We start from the raw sequence: 24,883 nt of genomic DNA on the forward strand, positions 1-24,883 counted from the left end.
GTGAATGCCTCACCCCAAAAGGAATACTTAAGCTTAACGCTTGACTATATTCTCTTTACTTTGGTGAGTTAATTGAACGACTCGATCAAATTGCTCTTGGACAACGTTTAGATGCACCATCAAGTCCGACTCCGAGCTTTTGATCTGTTCGAGCTTTAAACCAGTCATGTCAGGCTTAGAGGCTAAAATATCTTGTAATACAGCATCTATGTCATGGGCCAAATCAACAATACCATGCTCAATTGCACTAACCGTTTGCCCATTATCTGCCATGGTTAAGAGATTCAACACCGCCTGTTTTGTATTTAGCAATCCATCACTGACATTTGTTACCCAACTACTTTGCGCTAACTGCAATTCTACAAGTTGCTGAAAGTACATTTCATATAGCTCGAATCGTTGTTCTATTTGCTCTCTCACCTTCATAAAGCCTTGTTTACTATCACAGACCTCAGCAACTAACTTAGATTCTAAATAGGAGCGCGCTTCACGGTCTGTTTGACTATCTTCAAGTTTATCAATGAGAACCTCTGACAACTGTTGCAGTTTCGTAACGTTACGCTGTTCAGAGTCAGCTTTTATTAAAGATTCGTTTACACTTGTTATAAACAACTCTACATTTTTTCGAGTTCGTTCGAGTTTGTTCGAGAAGCTAACGTAAGACGAATTCTTATCCAATATGCGAATCGGGGCATCCCACACGTCATTCGCCATCAAACTTAAGCTCGCTTCAATAACCTTTAACTCATTCAATGGCATTTGTGGCACAAGTTCTACCAAGTATCCATTAGGCTCTATACCACCTAATTTTTGAGTGCAGACTTCAAAATTGCCCTGTCCTATTTTCACGATAGATCGGCCAGACTTATGTAATAGCTCTTCAGACACCACCTCACCTTCCAGCTGGGCCAAGTGACGATCTACTTCAAGCAAGTCAGACAACGCTTGAGCTTCAAGCACCCAGAGTTCATTGGCACCTTGACTCATCACCTTGATTTCACGATGCTGATTTAAAAGAAATTTAATTGAAACAGATGCGCTTAAAGCTGACTGACACAACACCACTTCGTGCTTAATAATGTCAATATCATGCATCATTGAAGACAAGGTAGTGTCTAAGTATCGGGCGAAATCGCCATATTCATCGCTACGATTAGGTGGCACAATCACTGAGTCATGTTCGGAATGGCGACGGTCTAACTGGTAGTGATAGAAGCTCAGTGCCGCTTTTCTATCTTTTAAACAACGCGTCCATCCCCAGACAAGATAAATGAATAAAAAGACCCATCCTGCACCAAGAACAGGGAGCATCGTATTTTGGTAAACAGTAAAATTGGTCGATTCAGAGACTAATGAATTGGTCACCTGAGTAATTTGGACTAGGCGGCTCTTGGCCAACTGAATATGCTCTGATTGAGTATATCGTGAAACCTCCGGAAGACTTGGCAAACGCATTGCCTCGCCCGACACCCCTTCGAGGGTCTTCACCAACTCTCCCTCCACTTTAAGCAACTCTTCGATCGAGGAAGCATCAATTCCCACTGACAAAAGCTCCCAGCGATGAGAGAGCTCTAATACCGCGGATTCTAACTGTTGGGCTCGCTGCAGCCGTTCGACTTGGTCGGCGTATTGTTGAGTTATCGAATAATACGTTACGGATAACAGCGCAACTAATGCGACGGTAAATACAATGGCGTACTGGACGATCCACTCTGAGAATCGATTACGACGTTTACTGAATTCATCGTACGCAGACTTTCGCGTATCCATCATTTAAATCGCCTCTAGCAGCTTAGAGTAGATGGCGGATACACACGCCTCACTCATAATTCTAACGTTTTGACTTTCTCCTGAAAGCCAACTGTCTACCCACACTAACGATTCGTTGACATCGCAGCACACGCTTTCTTGCACTGGCTCAATCTCAACGCTTTCAACGTTCTCGCAAAACAAAGCATACGACACAGAATCCATCCTAATCACTATAAAAATCCCTTGCTGGGTAAGCTTCTCGGTATTTCCTATGATCAACAGTTCATCCCGATAAAGCAAAAAGCGATCACGAAAAAGCGTCGCCCTCTCGGACACGACAACCGCCTCGATGAATTTCGAGGCAATGGCTAACCTTGTGCCATCGTGGTCCCGATAACACTGCACTTTTTGCGTTTGTGTCTTACCACGCACTGGTGTTTTGCCGAAATCATCTGCTGTATGTATGGCCTCGATTAAACCGTCTAATCGACCACTTGGCAAAAAAGGTTCAGGGAAAAGCTCCCCTCTCACACTCCATACGTTACTTATATCCGCTGGCAAACGTTGAACACGTAAAGGCACAGCATAAACACGCTCAACATTTGAGGCATGTAGCGCTAACGGTTTCTCCCCACACATAACATAAATGGGATGTACATTAGTATCCAACGTATCGACCTGACACCACTGACCATCACCCAAAGCAAGGTGCGCGGCGACACATTCAACGTGATCTACCGACACAACTGCATAACATGGAACAATCGCAGTTCCGTATTCAGACGTAATTTTAAATGCTGGCAAGCTTGGTAAAGCTAGCTCATAGCGACGCCATTCCGCCTCAGTTCGAGCGACTACTGAGCCGTTAACAAGTGTAATCTGTGCAGGGTTCTGCTGTTTATCACTATGTGTCAAAATATCTGCAATAACTCTTAGGCTACCACCAACATCACATTGATATAATTGCTCCAACAATACAGATGAGGCCAAGACCTGCGACTCTAGTCGGTGATACACGTCCATAATAGACGGAGTATGACGCCATTGTTCGCGTTCCATCGCCAGACAACGTAAGGAAACAGCAACATCCCCCCCTCGAAAAGATGACTCATCCTCAAGAAAATCATCACGCCCTTTATTAGTTTTATCGCTCCATCGCCATTGACCTTTGAGCTTACTGGATAAATCACTTTTTGATAATCCTGTTGATAGAGATAGATCCAATGAAACTGAAGCCTCTTGGGTCATGCTATCCAGTTCGTTCGCAGCGTATGAAATCTCCCACAAACCCACCTCAGATAATTGGCTAAGATCATAGGAAAGCTGATTCATTGATCCTTTAAAGCATCCTAAAAAAGCAGAATCATGAGGGCCATTAGGCGCATCTCCCTGATTCAACAGAGCGTCGCTATATCGCTCTAGCCCGTCTAGAGCACCTGTTAAATAAAAAGATTCAGCCAGTATATATTGCGAGCGTAGCTCACTAGACCAAGCCAACAAGTGATTCGGAAACTCCTCTGAGAAAAACATTTGATTTGAGCGTTTTTGTTGAAGCTCTTCATGAACGTAGAAAACATGCTCGTACAAGCGTACATGACGAGAATTATTTTCTATAAGAGTTAGAAATTTAGAAATCAAAGACAACGCTAAGTGAGGAGAACGTAATGGCACATCATGAAATGACAATGCGACATCTTCCAATTGGAAAAAAATAAGTGGCGTATCATTCACCAACGCATGCAAACGGTCTGACATCAATGCTTCATCCGCTCGAAAAAAACTCGACTTGCAAATTCATCTATTTGCTTCTGTTCCTGCCGATCCGAAAATCGCATCTCCTCATCAACACTTTTCTCTTTTAACCAGTCCATTCCTTTCGTTTTCGCTCTAGCGTCCTGCCAACGCTTCATCGTCATGTCAACTTGCTGTTGCGAACGCCGCACCTGCGTTTCTTGCTGCTGAATAGCCTGCTGCACTCGATCAACAAAATGCTGATAGTTGGTTGTTAAATAGGGCGATAGACCTAGCAGGTTTCGTTGTTGATCATACTGACTGGCATAATCCTTTAGCTCAGCCAGCTTTTGCTGATCTTGTTGGAGGCGAGTTTGATCGCGCGCGAGCATCTTAACGACCTCATCTTCTTTGCGCTTAGACACATCGACTAAAATTTGCATGCGCTGTGATTTTTTCATGCTACTCCCTCAGAATTAGTTGATAGTAGCGATTCGTCACTCAAGCGTCTAGTTTGTTGCAGGCGCGGATGTCATTGCACCCACCAATGCCTCAAGGCTTTGGTCTATATTGAAACTTTCAGACAATGATTGTCTAAGGAAGTCGTTGATGGCAGGCATAAGCTGTATGGCTTGGTCCAACTCAGGATCGCTACCTTTTGTATAGGCACCAACGGCAATCAGATCTCTATTTTGCTGATAACGTGAATACAACTGTTTCACGCGCATAGCACCCTGCATATGAGCATCTGAAACGATATGAGGCATCGCCCTCGAAATAGATGCCTCCACATCAATCGCTGGATAATGACCCTCTTCTGCTAAACGACGAGACAATACGATATGCCCATCCAATATTGCTCGGGAAGCATCGGCAATGGGATCTTGCTGATCATCACCTTCAGTCAACACAGTATAAAAAGCAGTGACTGAGCCTCCTCCAACTTTACCATTTCCTGCTCGCTCGACTAACCAAGGTAATTTTGAAAATACAGACGGTGGATACCCCTTAGTCGCAGGAGGTTCACCAACCGATAAAGCTATCTCTCGCTGAGCTTGCGCATATCGTGTCAATGAATCCATAAGCAGCAATACATTTTTACCTTGATCACGATAGTATTCTGCAATGCGTGAGGTCAAAACCGCTGCCCGTAAGCGCATTAAAGCAGAGTCATCCGCAGGCGAAGCTATGACAACGGACCTGGCTAACCCCTCGGTACCCAAGATCTGCTCAATAAATTCCTTTACTTCTCGACCACGCTCCCCAATCAAACCTACGACGGTAATATCAGCATCAGTAAAGCGCGTCATCATGCCAAGCAGCATACTTTTGCCTACACCACTTCCAGCAAACAACCCAAGACGTTGACCCTTCCCCACGGTCAGCAGTGAGTTTATTGCCTTAATGCCAACATCCAAAGGTTCATCGATGGGCTTACGCTGAAGCGGATTAATAATGTCCCCTTGTAGTGTGATATTATCCTCTGCATGAATCGGACCCTTGCCATCTAGAGGGCGCCCTAAGCCATTTATCACCCGTCCCAACAGCCCAGGTCCGACAGGCATTAAACTGTCTTCACTTAGTGGGCGAACCCGTGCTCCAGGAGAAATACCATCTAGCGCTTCAGTTGGCATTAGATAAGTGAGATCGCCAGTAAAACCAACTACTTCAGACTCCACCCAGCGACCTTTACCAACTTGTACTAAGCAACGATCACCAAGCGCAGCAATACATCCTACCGCCTCCATAGTTAAGCCAACCATACGAGTGACCTTCCCCTCAATATTGACTGAAATATCTGGCAATGGGTTGTTCTGCAACTTAGCGAGGCGATCTAACAACGTTTGCATAGGTGATTAATGCTCAGCTTGATCTAAAGACTTTAAGATCTCATTCAACCGTGATTCAACACTACCATCAACATAAAAGCCTTGAGAATCTAAAATGAACCCTCCAGCTATCAATGTATCGTCTGTTTTAATTTTGATTTGTAGTCGAGTATCTTCAGCGAGTGCTTGGGCAGCCTCAAGAGTTGAGGAATGCAGGAGGAGTGTTGCTCGGCCTTCATGATCACCTAACTGAGATAATACTTTCTCAAGAGCAGCGGCCAAGAAGCTTTCGTTATCAGCATTCAACTCTCTTTTTAAAACATGCTCAACGAGGCGTTTGATTGTCGTATTCAGCAAACTTTCCATAGCTGTGCGCGATGCTTCCAACGGCTGTTCAAACTCTTTCACAACCGCATTAAGTAGCTGCTCAAGTTCAGCTAATTGCGTTTGAGCCAATTCAATACCTTGGGCTTGAGCTTCAGAGCGCCCTTGCTCTTGACCTTTATCAAGGCCTTCCAAGTATCCGTCTTCTTGGCCTTTGACTAGGCCTTCGTCATACCCTTTTTGAAATCCCTCTTCTTGCCCTTGAGTAAACCCTTCTTCATAGGCAGCACTGCGAATCTCGTCTAACTGCTGTGCAGTTAAGGGCTCATAGACTAATTCTTCTTCATCTATATCATCCGATACCTCAATCGCCTCCTCGGATTTGATAACCAACCCTGAGGCTTGCTTACGAGGTAAATCTGATTGTTTAGACTCTAGGTTAGGTAACTCCCACCGTTCGTAAGCGGTCAGTTTTCTTTCTTTCGGTGTCTCGTCTGACATTTACTAAACCATTTGCTCGCCACCGCCACCCAGGACGATTTCCCCGTTGTCAGCCAAGCGTCTAGCAATCGCAAGAATTTCTTTCTGGGCGACTTCTACTTCACTTACGCGAACAGGACCTTTTGCCTCTAAATCATCTTTCAACATGTCTGCAGCACGTGACGACATATTTTTAAAGACTTTCTCCTGCATGTCTGGATCAGCGCCTTTTAACGCAAGAATCAAGGTCTCAGACTCAACCTCACGCAAAATAACCTGAATGCCGCGATCATCAACTTCCATCAAGTTGTCAAATACGAACATCAAGTCCTGGATACTACCAGCAAGGTCTTCATCGACATCTCGTATGGATTCCATTAGCTCTGCTTCCACAGAACTATCGATAAAGTTCATAATATTAGCGGCCGTTCTTACACCGCCAATTGAGGTCGATTTAGTCGAATTATTACCGGAGAACTGGCGCTCTAAGATGTTGTTCAGCTCTTGTAGAGCGGCAGGCTGAACCGTATCCAACGACGCAACACGTAACACTATGTCAAGTCTGACACGCTCATCGAAGTTAGATAGGATGTCTGCTGCTTGATCGGGATCTAGATAAGAGATAACAATCGCTTGTATTTGCGGGTGCTCATAACGTATCACATCCGCTACAGCTCTGGGTTCCATCCACTTCAGTGTATCTAAGCCTGTGGTATTGCCTCCCAATAAAATACGATCTATAAGGCTGCCGGCTTTCTCTTCACCCAAAGCTTCTTTCAACATGTTACGGATATAACCGTCCGACCCAAGTCCTAAACCTGTTTGATCTCCTACCAAAATCAAAAAGTCATCTAGCACTTTTTCCACTTGATGGCGCTGAACATTCGAAAGCTGAGCCATCGCTTGGCCAATCTTTTGAACTTCTTTCGGGCCCATATGCTTCAGAATCTGCGCTGCATCAGACTCACCTAGAGACATAAGCAAAACGGCCGCTTTTTGAATGGAGTTCATATCTCCAGCGTTTGCATCACTCATCTTAGCCTTCCATCACCCATTGTTTTACTACTTGAGCAACACGTTCTGGCTCTTCAGCAATCAAGCCACGAATTGCATTCAGCTGTCGGTCAATCTTCTCAGGAGAGCCTGGCACCATAACATCCTCTGCACTGACCAGAGAAACTTGGTCATCCGCAATTTCATCTGTTTCATCCGCAAAGATTGCGGCCTCAGTGTCTTCTGCCACTGCAATTTTATTCTGCTCCCCAAGAGTTCTCAATATGGGGCGAACCACCATTAACAGCAGCAACAAAATAAACATTCCCACCAATGCAGGCTGTAAAAGGTCAAGAAACCAAGCTTGTTTGTAGAAAGGGATTGATTCGGGTTCCTCTGGAGGTTCAGGCAATGCAAAGGGAGAGTTTATAACGCTGACACTATCGCCACGAGAAGGGTCATAGCCTACTGCATCTCGTACTAAAAGAGTTAAGCGGCTCAGCTCTTCATCGCTCCAAGGCGTACGCACAATGTCACCCGTTTCTTGATCCAACGACGCGATATCGTCCACAACCACCGCAACCGATAATCTACGGACAGTGCCTTGCTGTCGTTTGGTATAACTAATGCTTCGGTCGAGCTCAAAGTTTCGCGTCGTTTCTTCTCTTGACTGTCCATTTGCCCCCTGCGAACCACCAATTGAACTACCATTACCATCAGCCACTTCAGGAGCATTCACAGCGCCAGGAGGTTGATTCGTTAATGACCCTGGAACACCATTGTTAGCGGCGGCAGATGATCGTCTTTCGCGAAGCGTTTGTTCACTTCTTAATGCTAATAAATCAGGGTTATACTGTTCGTCAGTTTGCTCAACTGCAGTGAAATCAATGTCGGCAGATACCTCCGCCTTGAAACGCCCATTACCTACAACAGGCGACAATATATTGTTTACTCGTTGTAACATCACGTCTTCGACTCGACGCGTGTAGTCAAACTGCTTCCCAGCGATGGATAACTCAGAACTACTGTTCTTATCAGTAAGCAGCGTTCCACGCTGATCTACAACCGTCACGTCTTTATCGCTTAACTGTGAGATACTTGACGCCACCAAATTCACAATAGCATCCACTTGACTCCGATCAAGGCGACGACCAGGGTAAAGCTCTAGAAATACTGATGCAGAGGGTTTTCGAGTATCGCGGACAAACACCGACTCCTTAGGAATCGCTAGATGCACTCGCGCTGACTTGACACTTTGTAAACTTGTAATAGTTCGGCTTAATTCACCTTCAAGGCCCCGGCGGTAACGCGTAGTCTCAACGAACTGAGATGTACCCAGAGCTTGATCTTGATCCATTATCTCTAGCCCGACGATATTGTCAGACACGATCCCAGATCCCGCAAGCTTCAACCTCGCTTGATGATAATAGTCAGACTCGACTAACAGAGCGCCCGTATTTTGATCCAGTTTGAATGGAATATTGTTGGTACTAAGCAGCTCGACAATTTGGTCTGCATTGTAATCAGTGATACTACTTAATACAGGTTTATAATCGGGCCCAGAGGACCATAAAACCGCCGCTAATGCGATAGCAATAGACGCAGCAAGCCCGACCATCAAAGCAAGCTGACGGATTACCGTAAGCTTGTTGAAGCCAGTTAATAACTCCATATAGAGTTTTTGCTCAGATCGTTCTGCTGGGACGTTATCCATTGGGCGCTGCCATATCTAAGCCTAGGTTAAATAGGCATATTCATTATTTTTTCGTAGGCATCTACCAGTTTATTCCTCACTTGTGTCATGGCCTCAAATGACACACTGGATTTCTGTAAGCCAATCATAACCTGAGGAAGATCAACCCCCTCTTCTCCACGCTCATAAGCTTGCGCAAGAGAGGTTGACTCCTTTTGAAGAGCATTAACATTATCCACAGCAGTTTTGAGCATATCAGCAAAATCTGGACGCTCCACGCCATCCACGCTTTGTCCCGGCACCTGAGCGGGACTGTCTAGCCCACTATTAGGTGCTTGAACCTGACTTTTCAAGTCGCGCATCTGGGAGAGTACCTGATTGATATCAGGTCTATCTGTTATCATATTACCATACCCAAAAAAACCAATATTTGTAGTAGCTTAGCACACTGTCATTAAAAACTAGACTAATTAATCAATCAACTTCTATGCCACATTCCCTCATTTTGGCAATTTTATAACGCAAGGTTCGCGGGCTAATACCAAGAGTTTCAGCGACTTCTTTGCGCTTGCCTTTCGCATCTACCAGTGCTTGCGCGATAATTCTGAATTCATGTTGCTGAACACCCTTACCTAAGATAGAAGCGGCTTCATGTGCATCGTCTTTCTCTTCCACTTGTGGAGCCGACACCATATCAAAAAGAATGTGCTCTTCTCCAATGCGACCTTGTCCACTTAATATTAATGCACGCTGAATAACGTTTTCTAATTCACGAACATTACCCGGCCAACTGTGTGCCTCAAGCTTGCTAAGAGCTGCCGGAGTCAATGAAGAGCCATTGATACGCATTTTTTGCGCATATTTCAACAATAATGCTTCTGATAGAGGTTGTATATCCCCTTTACGCTCACGGATTGGCAACAACCTAAGTGGGAAAACATTCAACCGATAATACAAGTCCTCTCGAAATCCACCTTCGCGCACATATTCGGCAAGATCTCGGTTTGTGGTCGCGATAATACGAACATCTAACTTGATAGCTTTTTTCCCACCCAAACGCTCGACTTCTTGCTCCTGTAGCACCCGTAAGAGTTTTGCTTGCAGAGCTACATCCATCTCTGTTACCTCGTCAAGCAATAGCGTTCCGCTGTTCGCTTGCTCAAACTTTCCTGCTTGAGAAGATACTGCCCCAGTGTAAGCCCCTTTTTCATAACCAAATAACATTGCTTCCAGCATGTTTTCAGGTATTGCAGCACAGTTCACTGCGACAAACGGTTTACTGTGCCGCTCAGACACCGCATGAATATATTGGGAAAGCACTTCTTTACCTGTCCCACTCTCGCCACAGATAAGAACCGTCGAGTCAGTTACACCTACTCGCTTCGCTAAATCAAACAATGCAACACTTGCAGGGTCTTTCGCGATCGGTTTCTGCACACTGGATTTAACAATATGCGATGTATGCTTAGTTATAACACTTAATAACTCAGCCTCTTGAAATGGCTTTAATAGATAATCAACCGCACCGTTTCGCATTGCATCAACGGCGTGAGCGATATCTCCATATGCAGTCATTAGCATCATCGGCAGTTCAGGAAAATGCTCAACTACGTGCTGAAGCAGACCATACCCATCCATTCCCGGCAAATTAACATCTGAAACAACCATATCGAATCGTTGTCGTTTTAACTGCAAAATGGCATCTTCTGAACTCTCGACCATAAGACACTGATATCCAGCCATCAATAGAGTGTCCTCAAGCGCTTCGGCCAAACCTCTATCGTCTTCTACAATGAGTAAACTTACATCCGACATCTTAATTTCCTAAAATTGGTAACCCAACGACGGCAGTGGTTCCGACATTTAATTGACTATCTATCGAGAAAGAGCCGTGGTGAGCACGCGTAATCGCCTTGACTACCATAAGCCCCAGTCCTGTACCGTGTTGCTTTGTCGTAACAAACCCTTCTTGAACCTTCTCCATTTGCTCCTGCGTCATACCTCGACCATTATCTTGTACGGTAACCCATAACTGCTCAGCTCGCTCTTCTACAGACAGCGTAACCGCGGCACCTTTTTCTGAAGCCTCGACAGCATTACTCACGAGGTTTAAAATCGCACCGACTAAGACCTCTTGATTGCACTGGATCATGTGACACAGGTTGTCCGATGCTGAAAAAATAAGCTGGCCGCCTTTTTGCGTCACAAGCTCTTGCGATTGATCTTGCAAAAAGTCCGCAAAGGCACGCGCTTCAATTTTCTCATTAAGCTTTACCTCTGCTTTAGAAAAAATCAGCATATCGCGAATTTGTCGCTCTATATTAGCCAGACGATCAGATAACTTGGAGGCAAATCGAATACGAATATCTTCTGCTAAAAACTCTTTTTCTAAGTGCCCTGCATAAAGCATAGCAGAAGACAAAGGCGTTCTAATTTGATGCGCCAACGCCGCCACCATTTTACCCATGGTCGAAAGTCTCTCGTGGTGTGCAAGTTGCCGCTGAAGGGAATGCGTTTCTGTCAAATCCACCAAAATAATCAATTGCCCTGGCACATCACCAAGAGAAGAAGTTTCTACTCTGACTCGTCGCCCAGACACCATTGTAACCTCGTGACCATCATCTTTTTGCGGACGAAAACTCTTTGGTACAATTTTAGACCAACTTCCCCCTAAGATAGACTCGCCAAATAAACGCTCTACTATCGGGTTAGCCATGACCACCGTACCTTGGGCATTTAACAACAACACACCAACTGGCATTGACCAAAATAACTGCTGAAACTGTTTGAGCAGTATTCTATTTTTTGACTCTTCTTGCTGTTTAGCTCGTTCCGCTTCCTGTAATTGAGACGTCAATTGCCGAACCTCGTTTTGCAGCTCAGCATATGAAGCCTGAAGAGATTGAGACGTTTCTTCGAATAAAACAAAGGCTTCTTTTAAACGTGCAATTTCTTCGTCTTTGTCCACCTAAAACTCCGACTTATCAATACGATAACGGCGCATTTTTTCAATCAATGTCGTCCGCTGAATTTGCAACAGATCAGCGGCTTTGGACACGACACCGTTTGCTGTTATTAATGCATGACGAATCAATACAGACTCTAAATGGCGCACATATATATTGAGGTTAACAGCTTGTGTCCGAGGCATGTTAGGCGTTTCAACTAATCGATTGAGGATGGGAAGCAACTGTTCTTGACGCCATGGAATAGGGCAGCACCAGACCAATGCGTCTTGATCAGACAAGGAGGAGTCCCGCAACCAAATAGCGGGCAAAGGAAGCGCAAGCTGAGAAATATCTAACACTGCACCAACCACAAAAAAATCGACTTGTTCTTGCCCTTCTGGATCAAGTACAACATCAATCCCCAAGAAATGGAGCACCGGTATCACGGCTTGGGTTTCTTCTTGATTAACACCAATCAAACAGGCTTTCATGATTCTCTAAATTATTGACACTAGTGATCATCAGACTGTAGCACAGAGTTATTCACGAGGCATGATTTTCACTGCTGCAATGCAGCAATAAATTCTTTATACGGCAGAGGTTTATAGTACAAAAAGCCTTGAATCAAGTCAGCATTCGCGGCTGACACCCACTCAGACTGCTCTTGCGTCTCGACTCCTTCTACAACCACCTCAAACCCCAAGTCATGGGCCAATGCAATAATATGAGACATGATGCTCTGTGCACGCCCATCTTGTTCCAATGCATCAACAAAGCTTTTGTCGATTTTAAGTTGATCGATAGGCAGCTGAAATAAATAGCTCAACGCAGAATACCCTGTCCCAAAGTCATCCAAGGAAATTTTCATTCCCATCGTTCGCAGAGATTGCATGACTGTATTAACAGACTCTTTATCATCTAAAAATGTACTTTCTGTCAGCTCAAGTTTTACAAATTTTGCTAATGAGTCATTATGCTTGGACATCAGCGTGTTCATTTGACCTAAAAAGCCATCAGCTAAAAAGTGCTCTGTGGCGATGTTTACACTAATAGGGATAGCAGTTCCGTTGCCTTCCAATGTATCTAGTGTTGCTAACACCTTTTCAACCACCAGTAGTCCGATATCATTTATCAGCCCTGCCTTTTCCGCAACGGGAATAAAGATACCAGGAGAAACAAGACCTCGCTCAGGATGAGGCCAACGAATTAGCGCTTCTGCACTGACAATTTTTTGTGTTTTGGTACAAACTTGTGGCTGGTAATACACTGCCAATGCCTTCTGATCAATCGCGATTCGCAGTTCAGACTCCAAGCGAATACGTTCTAGCACTTCAGATTGCGCCGATTCTTGATAAATAGCGATAGGCTGCTTTTGTGTAGCAGAACTCAAAGCTGACACGAGTTGCCGCGTTAACTCAGATGACCCCACCAGCCCATCAGGCAAACTCATCGCTACGCGAACACTCTCCAAAATAGAAACATTGTCATCAACATTTAACTGCCCCGAAAAGTATCGCACCAGTTGCTCAGCTAATACGATGAGACAGTCGCTAGAAGTATCCAGCATAACGATCGTAATACTGTCACTTTCGACACGATAAAGAGCATATTGATGGTATTCGGTATGCCCCTCCAATAAGCTACGCAGAGCCTCTAATCGATGATTAAAATAAGCGTTCGCGGTGGCGGTGCCGTAACTGTTGTAGATATCATTGTACTTATGAAACTGTAATTGCAATGCGACGACTGAGCCGAATGCTTCCCAGCGACTACTGTCTGCTTCTAAGCCTTGTAGATTGCTCAAACCTGTTTGAGCATCAATACTTTTAGCCAAGCGAATTTTTTCTAGCGCCGTTTCGCGTTTACTCAACGCCGCATCAGTACGCGCTTTTAGAAGCACAGGATTGAACGGTTTAGACAGATAATCTTCCGCCCCAAGCTCTATGCCACGGGCGACTTTTTCCAAGTCGTCTGCAGCAGAGATCATTATAACTGGCAAATGATCAATTAACTGACGCCGCTGAAGCTCCTCTAGCACTTCAAAACCATCCATTCCAGGCATCATTAGGTCCAGAAATACTAAATCAACTGCCTGATCACTGATAATATCCAACGCCACAAATCCATTCTCAGCTTCGACACAATCCTCAAAGCCAAACCGCTTTAAACGACGTTTAAGCAAGTAGCGATTATCTTCAATGTCATCGACAATCAAAATTTTAGGCATCTGAACCTCCTGCTAATAGCGCTTCAAATTTCACTTTGAACGTCGAAAAGTCTATTGGCTTACTTTCAAAATCATTCGCCCCAGCTGCTAACGCCTGATCAATATGCTCACGCATTGCATGAGCAGACAACGCTAAAATAGGAAGCGTTTTGCCCGCCGCCCTAATTTGAGTAATAGCCTCCCACCCATCGATACCTGGCAAACTTAGATCCATCAATACCAGCTCATAATCATATGCCAAGCACATACGCACACCTTCTTCACCGTCACGTGCGACATCCACATCGACTTTCATGCGCTTTAATCGACGACACAACATATAAATATTGTCTTCGTTATCTTCTACATAAAGAATCTTAGCTGTCATCAACGCATCTCTTGAACTATCGACTTCATATGATGAAGGAAGGAGTTCTCACCTTCCCCACCCTTGCTTAGCACCGCATTCGCTCGCCCTTCCAGCCATTGCTTTTGTTCGGGGGTTAACTCCATTGCGCTCATAATATAAACATCTAGATCTTGGCAGACCCCACCTCGAATTTTTTGCAATAGCTCAAAACCATCCATTTTTGGCATCATTAAATCTAGAATCATGAAATCAGGCTTATGTTCAGAGAGTTTTTCTAACGCCTCTTCTCCGTTTCCTGCCTCAAAAACCGTCACACCAAGACGCTCGAACAACTTGCGCGACGAAATTCTAATTTCCTCCGAGTCATCTACTAGCAAAACCGACAGAGTTTTATGGGATGTGCTGTTCAGCCGTGGCAAGATACGTTCGATGTCATTTGGCTTAATCGGTTTCACCAAATAATCCGTCGCTCCCATACTGAAAGCACGCTCACGCTCTTCCGATACAGAGATAATAACAACAGGAATATCAGCCAGCGTTTTATCAGCGCGCAATGCGGCCAATGTATCCCAACCATTTAACAACGGCATTTCAACATCTAGTGTTATCAGGTCTACTTGATGTTGACGAGCGAGAGAAAGAGCTTGAACACCGTTAAGAGCGACAATCACCTCAACATTTGAAGGAATATACTTTTTAATCAGTTCTACACTCGTGGGATCATCATCAATCAATAACAGTGATTTAATCTCTACAGCAGAATCATCATGTAAATCATTAACGTCTGTAGGGCGCTGAATAGGCATCGAAAAAGTAAATATTGAACCAACACCTACTTCGCTACTCACACTGATATCACCGCCCATCATTTGGGCAAATTTTCGGCTGATCGCCAACCCTAAACCAGTGCCTTCATGTTTGCGATTAGACTTAGAATCTAGTTGTACAAACTCTTGGAAGAGTGTCGAAACCTGCTCTTCTGACATGCCTGCCCCAGTATCTTCAATACTCACTCGTAAGCGACTGTCATCTAGTACGGCTTTCAGACTGACTGCGCCAGTATCCGTAAACTTGATCGCATTGCTAACTAAATTAAACAAAACCTGCTTAAAGCGCGTTGGATCAACCTCTGCCGAACCTAGTTCTGGTTTATCTATAATAAAATCAAGGGACTTGTCTGCCGCAAGGGGTTCTGCTGTCTCAACAACTTCTGCCACCAACGCATCTAGATCCGCCCCTTCCAAATGAAGCTCCATCTTTCCTGCTTCAATTTTGGATATGTCTAGGATCTCATTAATCAAATTCAGTAAATGCTTTGACGCTCGGATGACCCGCTCAAGCGGCTCGACATAATCATCATCGCCAAACTCTTTGGCATCTTCATGCATCATCTCAGACAAGCCAATTACCGCATTTAAGGGGGTGCGCAATTCATGACTCATCTTCGCTAAAAACTCAGATTTTACCGCACTGGCCTTTTCCGCTTCGTCGCGAGCTGCCTCAGCAGATTCACGGTGACCTTCGGCCTCCAAACGCAATGTTTCAGACTCAATACGCAACGACTCTGAGCGGTCACGTTCCTCTATAATCTGAATTTCACTTGATTGTATGCTGCGTTCAATACGACCTAACAAAAAGTAGAAGAAGAACATCAGCAATGTCGCAATAACGAGAGCCGCGATCGTTACCACCCACTGCAACCAAGCCGTCTCTTGTTTCGCGAGCGTGGCATTTTTGACCACCATCATTTCTGCAAGCGGCTCTCCCTTACCGTTGAATAACGGCAGCACTGATACATCATAATACTCCTCTGCAAGAGGTACACTGGTCGCAAAGGCTGAGCGTTCAAGCTCACTATCACGCTTCATTTGCTCGTATATTGGTGCAAACTCACGAACATTTACCAGAGCATCACTACTGAATACAGACAGCGATTGCTCCGTAAAGGGCACCGCTGGCTGATTGGTAGCGACCGACGGGTAGGCTTGCATTAACTGTTTATCAACGCGCTCTTCTCGAACAATCAAATTGGCATAAATACCTTGCGCTTTCGCCAACTGCCGCAGACCAATGGCAAATGGGTAATCGGCAATAAGCATTCCCTCATCGGCTGCCAATACTCTGACAACCCGAAGCACAAAGTCACCAGAAGGGAGCAAGACCAAGCCATGTGATACATTATGGCCATTCTCTTCGATCACAACGCGCCTCCCTTGCAGCGCAATATCCAAAGGAAGTAGAGAGGCGGACACTTCAAATTTCAGCTCACCTGATTGCTTAATCCACGCCAACCTTGATAGCTTCATGCCTGAGACGATTTGCTCGAATACCGTTTCTACAGGGAAGGACTCATCAGATAAAACGAGCGATTCGATTAAACCAAGACGCTCTGCCATTTGACTTGATGTATTGGACTGCATCTGAAACAGTTGGTCATCAAACTGAGTAATGCGTTCTTGTAAGCTGCGTTGCTGAGCGCTTTCAAACCAGAACCACGCCACACCTACAAACAACAACCAAATTAAAAACAAAGCGATAGTAAGTGGCAGCAACACGGGAATCTTGATTTTTGATAGTCGTTTATCCTGACGTGGCGTGTCGATCATCGGATCATCCTCTTAATAGTCTTCAACCGAAAACGTCCAATTCATTGACTGATTTCCGTCCACAAAACCGGGATAGGTCCGTAACCCCACATTTAAATTTTCCATTACACTCAAGGCGATAACAAGCTGACGCTGCTGTTCTATGTCTTTACCTTCTTGCACCCACCCCGTAAAACGACGCATAACGTTTAAAGGAAGTTTGATCACATCCGAAGGACTTTTAAGATCAAAAGGGTTGATGACATCTTCTAGACCTCTTACTAAGATTAAGGCAGTAACATACCCCTCTAGACCGCGTAAACTGGGCATTAAATAAGGGTTTAACTTGGCTAAGTTTTCAGAATAAGCTTTGTAAGCCTGTGTCTGTTTAAGCTGACTGCCTAAGAAAGAAAGAACCTTGAGCTCCAATGTGTCGAGCTGATTCTGTTTTACAAGGTCCGGATCTACATCCGACGCCAACCAAACCGTTTTAGCACCATAGAAGTCTCCGCCTAATCGTGCTAGCAGCAGATTAATCGTTTTAGAGTCTCCAAGCATGACAACATTTTCATTGGCGAGCTCAAACAGTTGCTGCACTGATTTTGAGTAACTCATCGAGCTAATGGGATAGGAAACAGCATCAAGTACAACGCCTAAAGGTGCACAAGATCGCTTTAGCTCGGCGTACATAACACTGTATTCAGGATACGCCACCGTTACTTTAGAGACCCCTCGATCTACAAACTGGCGGCACATGTAAGTTGTCTCTTCACTCATCGGTGGTCGAACCGTTAAAACGTTATCATAGTTCTGAAACATCTTAGGCGGAGTGGAGACGCCACCAAGAAATAATATTTCTTTTTGGTCAGCCACATTACTGAGTACATCGGAAGTATTTTCCCCACCGCCCAGCATTGCCAATACATTTTTACGATTGGTAAATCGCAAAGCATTCTGACCTGCAAGATCTGAGGAAAACTCGTCGTCAAGCGCTTCAAGCTTTATGATCTCGCCTTTCACCCCCCCTGCTTCATTGGTTTGTGAAAAAGCGGTTTCTACACCGTAACGATAAGCTAAATTATCTTGGCCTCTGAATCCAGAGAACCCCGCGCTCATTCCCACGGTAATGTCGGCATATGAATAAGACACCAACATGCACAGACCAAGACCCAGTAAGCACTGTCTTATAAAAATCATTACGCATCCTTTGACTTCCATTGCTTACATGATTTTTACACAAAATCAGCGCGGTTGCTCAAATAATTCAGCCTAAATTAGCCAACAGTGCATCAAACTCATGTATCGCTTGCTCGTTATTTTCATGCCTCGACAGACTTCCTAAAAAAGTAGCTGCCACAATGGTCTTTAAGGTATCGAGGTTTTCATCATAGTACGGCATTTCATCGTCTGCGGTATTAGCAACCCACCCTGCAATATTTAGACCGTCTCGACGAATCGCTTCCATTGTCAGTACTGCATGGTTTAAACACCCTAAGCGCATGTTCACAACGACAATGACAGGAAGTGACAAGCGCTTAGCCAGATCAGACAGCAGCTCTCTGTCATTCAATGGCACACGCCAACCGCCAGCCCCTTCGACCAAAGCAAGGTCATGAGGCATTAATAAGCTTCCACGCACAAACCCTTCTAAACGAGAGGCACTCAACATACGTCCCTCTTTCGCTGCTGCTATATGTGGCGCGATAGCCGGCTCAAACACAATCGGATTTACCTGCTCGTAACGCAAATCAATTGAACTGGCTTTCTGAAGCGCTATCGCATCGTCATTCATCAACTGACCATCCACTCTTTGAGCCCCCGCCGCAATCGGCTTCAAGCCAATTGTGCGGAGTCCTTTTCGTGTCGCAGCATTGAGTAAGCCTTTGCAAACATAAGTTTTTCCCGCGTCGGTGTCTGTACCTGTAATAAAGAATTGCTGCTTAGCCATGTTGCACCTTTTTTAAACGAATAAATGCTACGCAATAAGACAGGGGGATCCCCTTATCATGTCGATATTTGTTTTCATAACAGCGCTCAAATAGCCGCCATGTTGAAGGACTTACCCTTGAAGATTCGCCGGTTAAGATGGAAGCTCCAACTTTTTTAAGAGAATAAACCGCCTCACGAACCGTCGGATACCAACTCACTATTTCGTCTTGTTCGGCGACACAAATGTCAAATCCAGCCTTTTTACAAGCATCCGTCAATGCCACCATATCGCTGTATTGATTATGGTGGATACGTCCGTCGACATGACGCCACGTTTCTTTTAATTCAGGCATGGAGCCTTTTAACAACGTGGCAAATACTACTGAACCATACATTTTGGTAACGCGATGCAATTCTTTGAACAATGCATGTTGATCAAGACACCACTGCAACGCTAGGCTAGAAAAAACACCATCAAATACCTCAGAGGCAAAAGGCAACGATTCCGCATCCGCACAGACAAATCCTTTGGCATTATTTTTTTGACGTGCTTGAAGCAACATTTCGCAGGATAAATCTACCGCGACAGGTTCAACACATGGATGTGACGTTTGGAATAATGGTAAAGCTCTCCCTGTGCCGGTCCCCAAATCCAACCACCGTTCTGGGGCATCTGACGTTGCGACATAGGTCATAAGGCGCTGCAAAACAGCTTCTTGAAACGTGGCATAATCGTCATAAGTAGCCGCTGCCCGTGAAAAGCTAGCGGCTACTTTCTGTTTGTAAAAAGAACTGGATTTAGCGGACTGAATGCTCATTAATGTACTGTTGCACCATGGCCACAAACTGCGGCTCATCTTCAATAAATGGCTGATGTGAACATTCAGGTAAAGAGATAACCGTCTGTAAAGGATTCGAAGGGAACTCTGCGATTGTCTTAGCACAGGACACTAACGGGTCTTGTGCCCCAAACATATGTAAATTTGGCACATCCAATAACTCAATTTCACGCCGAACATCAAGGTCAGATAATAGCCCTAAGCCTCGGCTTAATGCTTCAGGGTCAATTAGCTCTTTGGGCTGAAAAGATAACAGCCGCTTAGACACTATTCTCTCTTCTTTCGCACCCTGTGACTGCAAGGCCAAAAAGCGTTTAAAGCCTTTCTCTGGCATCTGTGCGACCAATTGAGAGAATTGCTCAAAGGTCTCTCGCTCCATACCGGATACCCACGAGTCGGAGGCCACAAACTTTGCACTGCTGGCGATGGTAATCACCCCTTCAACACAACTTGATCGGCGTGCAGCAATATAATTGGCAATCATCCCCCCCAGCGACCACCCGACCCACCAGCAAGGTTTAGGTGCTGATCGAATCAGTTGCTCGGCTAATGCATCAATATCGTAATTAGGGCCAAAACGGTTACGTTTATGCCAATCCGGGTCTGCTGAAACGCCAGGCAAGTTGGCAATCACTACATAAAAATCACGACTCAAATGGCGTGCCACTCCGTGAAATACCTCTTTAGGCATGGCCCAGCCAGAAACAAAGAAAATCGCAGGATTAACTGGATTGCCAATAGCTTCTGTTTCAATAGGAGTACGCATAAAATATCACTTACACTCGTCGTTGAAGATGAGATCTAGAGTATCACACAAATGCATCACATCAGCAGGGCTATGCTCAGCACTTAGTGTAACTCTTAGCCTTGCAGTATTAGGTGGAACCGTTGGCGGTCGAATTGCGGTGCACAGTATCCTCGCGGATTCGAGCTGCTTACTTACTCGCATTGCTAATGCACTATCGCCTATCAAAATTGGCTGAATTGCGCTGTTTGAGAACATTACATCAAATGGCCACCGTTTAGCTCGTTCACGAAACATAGCAATATTATCTGCCAACCGAGCACGGCGCGCATACCCTTCTGAAGATCGAATAATCTCTAAACTAGCAAGCACCGTTGCCGCGACAGCTGGCGGCATTGCAGTCGTATAAATATAAGGCCTAGCAAATTGTGTCAGATAATTGGCCATATCCTCTGAGCAAGCAACAAACGCCCCTGCGACACCAAATGCTTTGCCAAACGTCCCAACTAGAAACGGAACATCCTCCGCGGTACAGCCTTGTTCAGCAAGTACACCTCGCCCATCTTCCCCAATACAACCTAGTCCATGAGCATCATCAACAACAAATAGCCAGTTATTCTGACGTGCCAGCTGAGCTAATTCAGCAACCGGGGCCACGTCGCCATCCATACTGAAGACACCGTCTGTCGCAAGCACCCCTGGCGAATCAAAACGTTGCATCAGCTTAGCCGCGCTATCGATATCATTATGAAGATAACGCCGAAAAGGTGCCTCAGATAAGCGTGCGCCATCTATAAGTGATGCATGATTGAGTTTATCCATCACGACAGGGCGTTGCTTAGACCCCAACGCCGATACAACCGCTAAATTGGCCATATATCCCGTGCTGAAAAGCAATATTCGCTCAAAGCCCAACCAATCTGACAGCGCCGTTTCTAGCTCAACATGAATGTCTAGATGCCCCGTAACTAGATGCGAAGCACCGCTTCCTACTCCCCACTTAATCGCCGCATCAGCCATTACTTGTTTTAAGTCTGGATGATTAGCCAAACCCAAATAATCATTCGAGCAAAACGAAACAAAATTCTCACCCGCAATGCTTACATGCGTTGATTGGGGAGGCGTAATCGGGCGCACGCGCCGTAACAAATTATGCGCCCGACGTTCATTTAACGCATCGCGAACCCAATCGGGGGTTTTACACGCTGGCATCGTAAAAAAACTTCGCCTCTTCTTGCGCTTTGGCTTTCGCTACAATGGACTCTTGTACTGCTTCATCCGATACATCATGACGTTGTTCGGGTGTAATACCTAACTTCTTAAACAACATCCGATCACTGTCTGCTTCAGGGTTGCCTGTTGTCAAAAGTTTTTCGCCATAGAAAATAGAGTTAGCGCCTGCCATAAAGCATAAAGCCTGCGTTTGTTCACTCATTGTTTGACGTCCTGCTGACAAACGAACATGAGATGTCGGCATAATAATACGCGCCACCGCAATCGTACGGATGAACTCGAATTCATCTAAGTCATCGACATTTTCAAGCGGCGTGCCCGCAACTTTAACAAGCATGTTAATCGGTACACTTTCAGGATGAGGGGTCATTTGTGATAATTGACGTAATAGGCCTACTCGGTCTTTTTGCTCTTCACCCATACCCATAATGCCGCCACAACACAGCTTTACACCGGTATCACGGACGTTGGACAACGTATCAAGTCGCTCTTGATAAGAACGAGTTGTTATGATGCTGTCGTAATATTCTGGAGATGTGTCTAAGTTGTGGTTGTAGTAATCTAACCCAACCTCCGCAAGCTGTTTTGCTTGGTCTTTATTCAATGTTCCCAACGTGACACAAGACTCTAAACCAAGTTGCTTAACGCCTTTGATCATTTCTAATACATAAGGAAAGTCTTTTTCAGAAGGATGCTTCCAAGCCGCGCCCATACAAAAGCGTGTTGCACCTTGTTCTTTTGCCAGTTCAGCTTCTTGCAATACCTTCTGAACTTCCATCAGCTTTTCTTTTTCAAGCTCGGTATTGTAGTGACCGCTCTGAGGGCAATATTTACAGTCTTCTGGACATGCCCCAGTTTTGATGGACAATAATGTGCTCACTTGAACTTGGTTGGGCGCAAAATTAGCACGGTGGACGGTCTGCGCATGGAATAGCAAGTCCATAAACGGCATATCAAACAAAGCCTGCACTTCTTGGCTTGTCCAATCATATCTAGGTTGAGTTGAAATATTCACCACCGTAACTCCATCAATATTTGTCGTTGCAAGGAACGCAATACTAATGAATCATCCACTTCTGTCAACCAACATTTTTACAAAGGTTTACTACTGGTTAATTAGCGAGCGATGCTATATTTGTGACATTCAAAACGAGGGCCTACTCTGTCGAAGCTGCGCTAAGCACTTAACACGAAATCGAACTCTATGCGTCTCTTGCGCCCGCCCCATGTCGTCGCTCGTTGAACTGTGTGGCCATTGCCAAACAAACAGACCTTCGTTTCAAAATGTGATTGCGCCACTAGTATATGAAGGCTTAACCCGAGCTATGATAACGAAAGCAAAATTTGAAGACCAAGCCCATCTTCTACGTCCACTAACTCAGATACTTGCCGCCACTTTGATTGATGAACTCGATTTGACAAAAAGTTGGCACTGGACAGTGGTACCTACGGGAAAGCAATCATTATTGGAACGCGGCTTCTGCCAAACATCACTCATTAGACAGCTACTCAAAAACCCGATACGCGACGCCTCTGGCAAGACTTTCAAAATATTCAATGTCACTAGATCGTTCGAGCGACCTGCACAGCACTCACTTAATAAGGCTGACCGGTTTCGATTGTCACACAAGACGTTCAACGTTCCTCAACCTGTCCCTGAGTACGTCGTCTTGATTGACGATTTAATAACGACAGGAAGTACCATTGAAGCCTGCTCAAAGGCTTTAAAAAAGGCTGGCACAAAGCAAGTAGTGATTGCCGCCCTAGCGCGGACACCAGCCCAAAGTAGCGACTACAGATAAAATTGGGTAGTATCGCGACACATCCATACGCCAACCTTTTAGATACTTATGACCACTCCAGACGATTTACACCAGTTAACAGCCATGGATAAACAGCTACTCTGGCATCCATATACATCCATGAGTCATCCTTCTCCTCACTATTTGGTGGAGCATGCTGAAGGCTGTCAAATTACCCTTGCCAGCGGAGAAGTATTGATTGATGGCATGTCCTCTTGGTGGAGCGTTATACATGGTTATAACCACCCGTATATCAATGCAGCAATGACCCAACAACTTCAGTCCTTTTCGCACGTCATGTTCGGCGGCCTAACTCACAAACCTGCTATTTCACTGGCACAAAAACTCGTTGCAATGACCCCCGCAAGCTTACAACGAGTATTTTTTTCTGACAGCGGATCGGTATCAGTCGAAGTTGCGCTAAAGATGGCAATTCAGTTTTGGCATACTCAAGGCAAACCAGACAAACAACATTTCGCAACCCCTAGATCTGGTTACCATGGCGACACATTCGCAGCGATGTCTGTCTGTGATCCGGTTAACGGTATGCACAGTATGTTTAATCAAGCGCTGACCCCCCAATATTTTATCTCCCCTCCTCCCACAGGTATCGATAAAGAAGTTGACCAACATTACCTTGATGAAATTCGCTCGCTTTTTGAAAGCAAACACGAACAATTAGCAGGATTCATCATTGAACCCGTAGTACAAAATGCCGGGGGCATGAGGTTCTACAATCCAGCCTATTTAGACGCGCTGCGAAGCCTATGTGATGAGTTCAATATCTTGCTGATATTTGATGAGATAGCGACAGGGTTTGGTCGTACAGGGAAACTGTTTGCGACTGAACATTGTCAGATTGAGCCTGACATACTCTGTCTTGGTAAAGCCTTAACCGGCGGCTACATCTCAATGGCCGCCACCCTGACAAATGATCGTGTTGCATTAGGCATTAGCCAAAATGGCGGCGTATTTATGCATGGCCCAACTTTTATGGGAAACCCGCTAGCCTGTTCGGCAGCCAATGCGAGTCTTGACCTAATTAGTGAATACGATCTCGAACCTAAAATACAGCAGATCCAGCAATGGCTGGAGAACGCCCTCTCAATCTGTGAAAATTTAGATATGGTTGATAATGTTCGCTGTCTTGGAGCCATCGGTGTTGTAGAGCTTAAATCCTCAGTCAACCTGCATGAAATTCAGCCACTATTTGTTGATCAAGGTGTCTGGATACGCCCATTCGGAAAGCTAATATACTTGATGCCACCTTATGTCATTAGCCAAGCAGAGATACATAGACTGGGCTCAGCGATTTACCACGTCATTCAACAACACTTCAGCTAGCCCGACCAGATAAGCTTTTATGATGACAAAAAAGGCCAAGTAGTGATCTACTCGGCCTTTCGTTTAATCAGCGAGGCTGG

Annotated in this window: 22 protein-coding genes and 1 pseudogene; 3 read left to right on the forward strand and 20 right to left on the reverse strand. The window is 45.1% G+C overall.

Annotated features, from left to right (window positions below):
- Window positions 1-33: 33 nt before the first annotated feature.
- The 20 genes from DN730_RS12980 to bioB all read right to left on the reverse strand — a co-directional run bounded on the left by DN730_RS12980 (window position 34) and on the right by bioB (window position 22,609).
- Window positions 34-1,773 carry a hypothetical protein gene (locus DN730_RS12980; protein ID WP_115468572.1) on the reverse strand — a complete coding sequence of 580 codons (1,740 nt, stop codon included), beginning with the start codon at window positions 1,771-1,773 and terminating at the stop codon, window positions 34-36.
- Window positions 1,774-3,507, reverse strand: a complete 1,734-nt coding sequence (locus DN730_RS12985) for a hypothetical protein (protein ID WP_115468573.1) — start codon at window positions 3,505-3,507, stop codon at window positions 1,774-1,776. It abuts the gene before it with no gap.
- Entirely contained in the window at window positions 3,507-3,944 is a 438-nt protein-coding gene (gene fliJ / locus DN730_RS12990; RefSeq protein WP_115468574.1) for a flagellar export protein FliJ, read from the reverse strand. Before fliJ ends, DN730_RS12985 begins: the two co-directional genes overlap by 1 nt.
- Window positions 3,945-3,992: 48 nt before the next feature.
- The gene (fliI, locus tag DN730_RS12995; RefSeq protein ID WP_115468575.1) at window positions 3,993-5,333 is read right to left on the reverse strand and encodes a flagellar protein export ATPase FliI; all 1,341 of its coding nucleotides are present in this window, start codon (window positions 5,331-5,333) and stop codon (window positions 3,993-3,995) included.
- Between the two features lie 6 nt (window positions 5,334-5,339).
- Window positions 5,340-6,137 carry a FliH/SctL family protein gene (locus DN730_RS13000; protein ID WP_115468576.1) on the reverse strand — a complete coding sequence of 266 codons (798 nt, stop codon included), beginning with the start codon at window positions 6,135-6,137 and terminating at the stop codon, window positions 5,340-5,342.
- 3 nt (window positions 6,138-6,140) lie between these two features.
- The gene (gene fliG, locus DN730_RS13005; RefSeq protein ID WP_115468577.1) at window positions 6,141-7,151 is read right to left on the reverse strand and encodes a flagellar motor switch protein FliG; all 1,011 of its coding nucleotides are present in this window, start codon (window positions 7,149-7,151) and stop codon (window positions 6,141-6,143) included.
- Window position 7,152: 1 nt separating this feature from the next.
- Window positions 7,153-8,823, reverse strand: a complete 1,671-nt coding sequence (fliF, locus tag DN730_RS13010) for a flagellar basal-body MS-ring/collar protein FliF (RefSeq protein WP_115468578.1) — start codon at window positions 8,821-8,823, stop codon at window positions 7,153-7,155.
- A gap of 26 nt (window positions 8,824-8,849) precedes the next feature.
- On the reverse strand, window positions 8,850-9,206 hold the full coding sequence (gene fliE / locus DN730_RS13015) for a flagellar hook-basal body complex protein FliE (RefSeq protein WP_115468579.1): 357 nt from the start codon (window positions 9,204-9,206) through the stop codon (window positions 8,850-8,852).
- A gap of 70 nt (window positions 9,207-9,276) precedes the next feature.
- Window positions 9,277-10,617, reverse strand: a complete 1,341-nt coding sequence (locus DN730_RS13020; RefSeq protein WP_115468580.1) for a sigma-54-dependent transcriptional regulator — start codon at window positions 10,615-10,617, stop codon at window positions 9,277-9,279.
- A 1-nt stretch (window position 10,618) separates the two neighbouring features.
- Window positions 10,619-11,770: a sensor histidine kinase gene (locus DN730_RS13025; RefSeq protein WP_115468581.1), complete on the reverse strand. Its 1,152-nt coding sequence runs from the start codon at window positions 11,768-11,770 to the stop codon at window positions 10,619-10,621.
- Window positions 11,771-12,241 carry a helix-turn-helix domain-containing protein gene (locus DN730_RS13030; protein ID WP_115468582.1) on the reverse strand — a complete coding sequence of 157 codons (471 nt, stop codon included), beginning with the start codon at window positions 12,239-12,241 and terminating at the stop codon, window positions 11,771-11,773.
- A gap of 68 nt (window positions 12,242-12,309) precedes the next feature.
- Window positions 12,310-13,977: a two-component system response regulator gene (locus DN730_RS13035; RefSeq protein WP_115468583.1), complete on the reverse strand. Its 1,668-nt coding sequence runs from the start codon at window positions 13,975-13,977 to the stop codon at window positions 12,310-12,312.
- The gene (locus tag DN730_RS13040; RefSeq protein WP_170139023.1) at window positions 13,970-14,344 is read right to left on the reverse strand and encodes a response regulator; all 375 of its coding nucleotides are present in this window, start codon (window positions 14,342-14,344) and stop codon (window positions 13,970-13,972) included. The genes DN730_RS13035 and DN730_RS13040 overlap by 8 nt, the downstream gene beginning before the upstream one ends.
- Window positions 14,344-16,932: a response regulator gene (locus DN730_RS13045; RefSeq protein ID WP_115468585.1), complete on the reverse strand. Its 2,589-nt coding sequence runs from the start codon at window positions 16,930-16,932 to the stop codon at window positions 14,344-14,346. The genes DN730_RS13040 and DN730_RS13045 overlap by 1 nt, the downstream gene beginning before the upstream one ends.
- 12 nt (window positions 16,933-16,944) lie before the next feature.
- Window positions 16,945-18,108 (reverse strand): ABC transporter substrate-binding protein, encoded by a 1,164-nt coding sequence (locus DN730_RS13050; protein WP_158541210.1) that lies wholly within the window; start codon window positions 18,106-18,108, stop codon window positions 16,945-16,947.
- 67 nt (window positions 18,109-18,175) lie between these two features.
- Complete coding sequence (gene bioD / locus DN730_RS13055) at window positions 18,176-18,859, reverse strand: dethiobiotin synthase (protein ID WP_115468587.1); 684 nt, start codon at window positions 18,857-18,859, stop codon at window positions 18,176-18,178.
- Window positions 18,852-19,658: a malonyl-ACP O-methyltransferase BioC gene (gene bioC, locus DN730_RS13060; RefSeq protein WP_158541211.1), complete on the reverse strand. Its 807-nt coding sequence runs from the start codon at window positions 19,656-19,658 to the stop codon at window positions 18,852-18,854. Before bioC ends, bioD begins: the two co-directional genes overlap by 8 nt.
- On the reverse strand, window positions 19,639-20,445 hold the full coding sequence (locus DN730_RS13065) for an alpha/beta fold hydrolase (RefSeq protein WP_115468589.1): 807 nt from the start codon (window positions 20,443-20,445) through the stop codon (window positions 19,639-19,641). The genes bioC and DN730_RS13065 overlap by 20 nt, the downstream gene beginning before the upstream one ends.
- 6 nt (window positions 20,446-20,451) lie before the next feature.
- A complete protein-coding gene (gene bioF / locus DN730_RS13070) occupies window positions 20,452-21,636 on the reverse strand; it encodes an 8-amino-7-oxononanoate synthase (RefSeq protein ID WP_115468590.1) in 1,185 nt (394 codons plus the stop codon).
- Window positions 21,623-22,609: a biotin synthase BioB gene (gene bioB, locus DN730_RS13075; RefSeq protein WP_115468715.1), complete on the reverse strand. Its 987-nt coding sequence runs from the start codon at window positions 22,607-22,609 to the stop codon at window positions 21,623-21,625. The genes bioF and bioB overlap by 14 nt, the downstream gene beginning before the upstream one ends.
- A gap of 109 nt (window positions 22,610-22,718) precedes the next feature.
- On the opposite strand from bioB, the pseudogene DN730_RS19470 reads away from it, so the two are divergent.
- From DN730_RS19470 to bioA, 3 genes and pseudogenes are all read left to right on the forward strand, one after another.
- A pseudogene (locus DN730_RS19470) lies at window positions 22,719-22,907 on the forward strand (double zinc ribbon domain-containing protein); the annotation flags it as partial.
- A gap of 75 nt (window positions 22,908-22,982) precedes the next feature.
- On the forward strand, window positions 22,983-23,459 hold the full coding sequence (locus DN730_RS19085; protein ID WP_158541212.1) for a ComF family protein: 477 nt from the start codon (window positions 22,983-22,985) through the stop codon (window positions 23,457-23,459).
- 48 nt (window positions 23,460-23,507) lie between these two features.
- A complete protein-coding gene (bioA, locus tag DN730_RS13085) occupies window positions 23,508-24,803 on the forward strand; it encodes an adenosylmethionine--8-amino-7-oxononanoate transaminase (protein ID WP_115468592.1) in 1,296 nt (431 codons plus the stop codon).
- The last annotated feature ends 80 nt before the right edge of the window (window positions 24,804-24,883 follow it).

Source organism: Marinomonas piezotolerans, from assembly GCF_003362755.1.
Classification (GTDB): domain Bacteria; phylum Pseudomonadota; class Gammaproteobacteria; order Pseudomonadales; family Marinomonadaceae; genus Marinomonas; species Marinomonas piezotolerans.

Bases quoted from the DNA above. Each gene is read 5' to 3' on its own strand.
- DN730_RS12980 (WP_115468572.1), bottom strand. From the start codon at position 1,773: ATGATGGATACGCGAAAGTCTGCGTACGATGAATTCAGTAAACGTCGT.
- DN730_RS12985 (WP_115468573.1), bottom strand. From the start codon at position 3,507: ATGTCAGACCGTTTGCATGCGTTGGTGAATGATACGCCACTTATTTTT.
- fliJ (WP_115468574.1), bottom strand. From the start codon at position 3,944: ATGAAAAAATCACAGCGCATGCAAATTTTAGTCGATGTGTCTAAGCGC.
- fliI (WP_115468575.1), bottom strand. From the start codon at position 5,333: ATGCAAACGTTGTTAGATCGCCTCGCTAAGTTGCAGAACAACCCATTG.
- DN730_RS13000 (WP_115468576.1), bottom strand. From the start codon at position 6,137: ATGTCAGACGAGACACCGAAAGAAAGAAAACTGACCGCTTACGAACGG.
- fliG (WP_115468577.1), bottom strand. From the start codon at position 7,151: ATGAGTGATGCAAACGCTGGAGATATGAACTCCATTCAAAAAGCGGCC.
- fliF (WP_115468578.1), bottom strand. From the start codon at position 8,823: ATGGATAACGTCCCAGCAGAACGATCTGAGCAAAAACTCTATATGGAG.
- fliE (WP_115468579.1), bottom strand. From the start codon at position 9,206: ATGATAACAGATAGACCTGATATCAATCAGGTACTCTCCCAGATGCGC.
- DN730_RS13020 (WP_115468580.1), bottom strand. From the start codon at position 10,617: ATGTCGGATGTAAGTTTACTCATTGTAGAAGACGATAGAGGTTTGGCC.
- DN730_RS13030 (WP_115468582.1), bottom strand. From the start codon at position 12,241: ATGAAAGCCTGTTTGATTGGTGTTAATCAAGAAGAAACCCAAGCCGTG.
- DN730_RS13035 (WP_115468583.1), bottom strand. From the start codon at position 13,977: ATGCCTAAAATTTTGATTGTCGATGACATTGAAGATAATCGCTACTTG.
- DN730_RS13040 (WP_170139023.1), bottom strand. From the start codon at position 14,344: ATGACAGCTAAGATTCTTTATGTAGAAGATAACGAAGACAATATTTAT.
- DN730_RS13045 (WP_115468585.1), bottom strand. From the start codon at position 16,932: ATGATCGACACGCCACGTCAGGATAAACGACTATCAAAAATCAAGATT.
- DN730_RS13050 (WP_158541210.1), bottom strand. From the start codon at position 18,108: ATGATTTTTATAAGACAGTGCTTACTGGGTCTTGGTCTGTGCATGTTG.
- bioD (WP_115468587.1), bottom strand. From the start codon at position 18,859: ATGGCTAAGCAGCAATTCTTTATTACAGGTACAGACACCGACGCGGGA.
- bioC (WP_158541211.1), bottom strand. From the start codon at position 19,658: ATGAGCATTCAGTCCGCTAAATCCAGTTCTTTTTACAAACAGAAAGTA.
- DN730_RS13065 (WP_115468589.1), bottom strand. From the start codon at position 20,445: ATGCGTACTCCTATTGAAACAGAAGCTATTGGCAATCCAGTTAATCCT.
- bioF (WP_115468590.1), bottom strand. From the start codon at position 21,636: ATGCCAGCGTGTAAAACCCCCGATTGGGTTCGCGATGCGTTAAATGAA.
- bioB (WP_115468715.1), bottom strand. From the start codon at position 22,609: ATGCCGTTTATGGACTTGCTATTCCATGCGCAGACCGTCCACCGTGCT.
- DN730_RS19085 (WP_158541212.1), top strand. From the start codon at position 22,983: ATGATAACGAAAGCAAAATTTGAAGACCAAGCCCATCTTCTACGTCCA.
- bioA (WP_115468592.1), top strand. From the start codon at position 23,508: ATGACCACTCCAGACGATTTACACCAGTTAACAGCCATGGATAAACAG.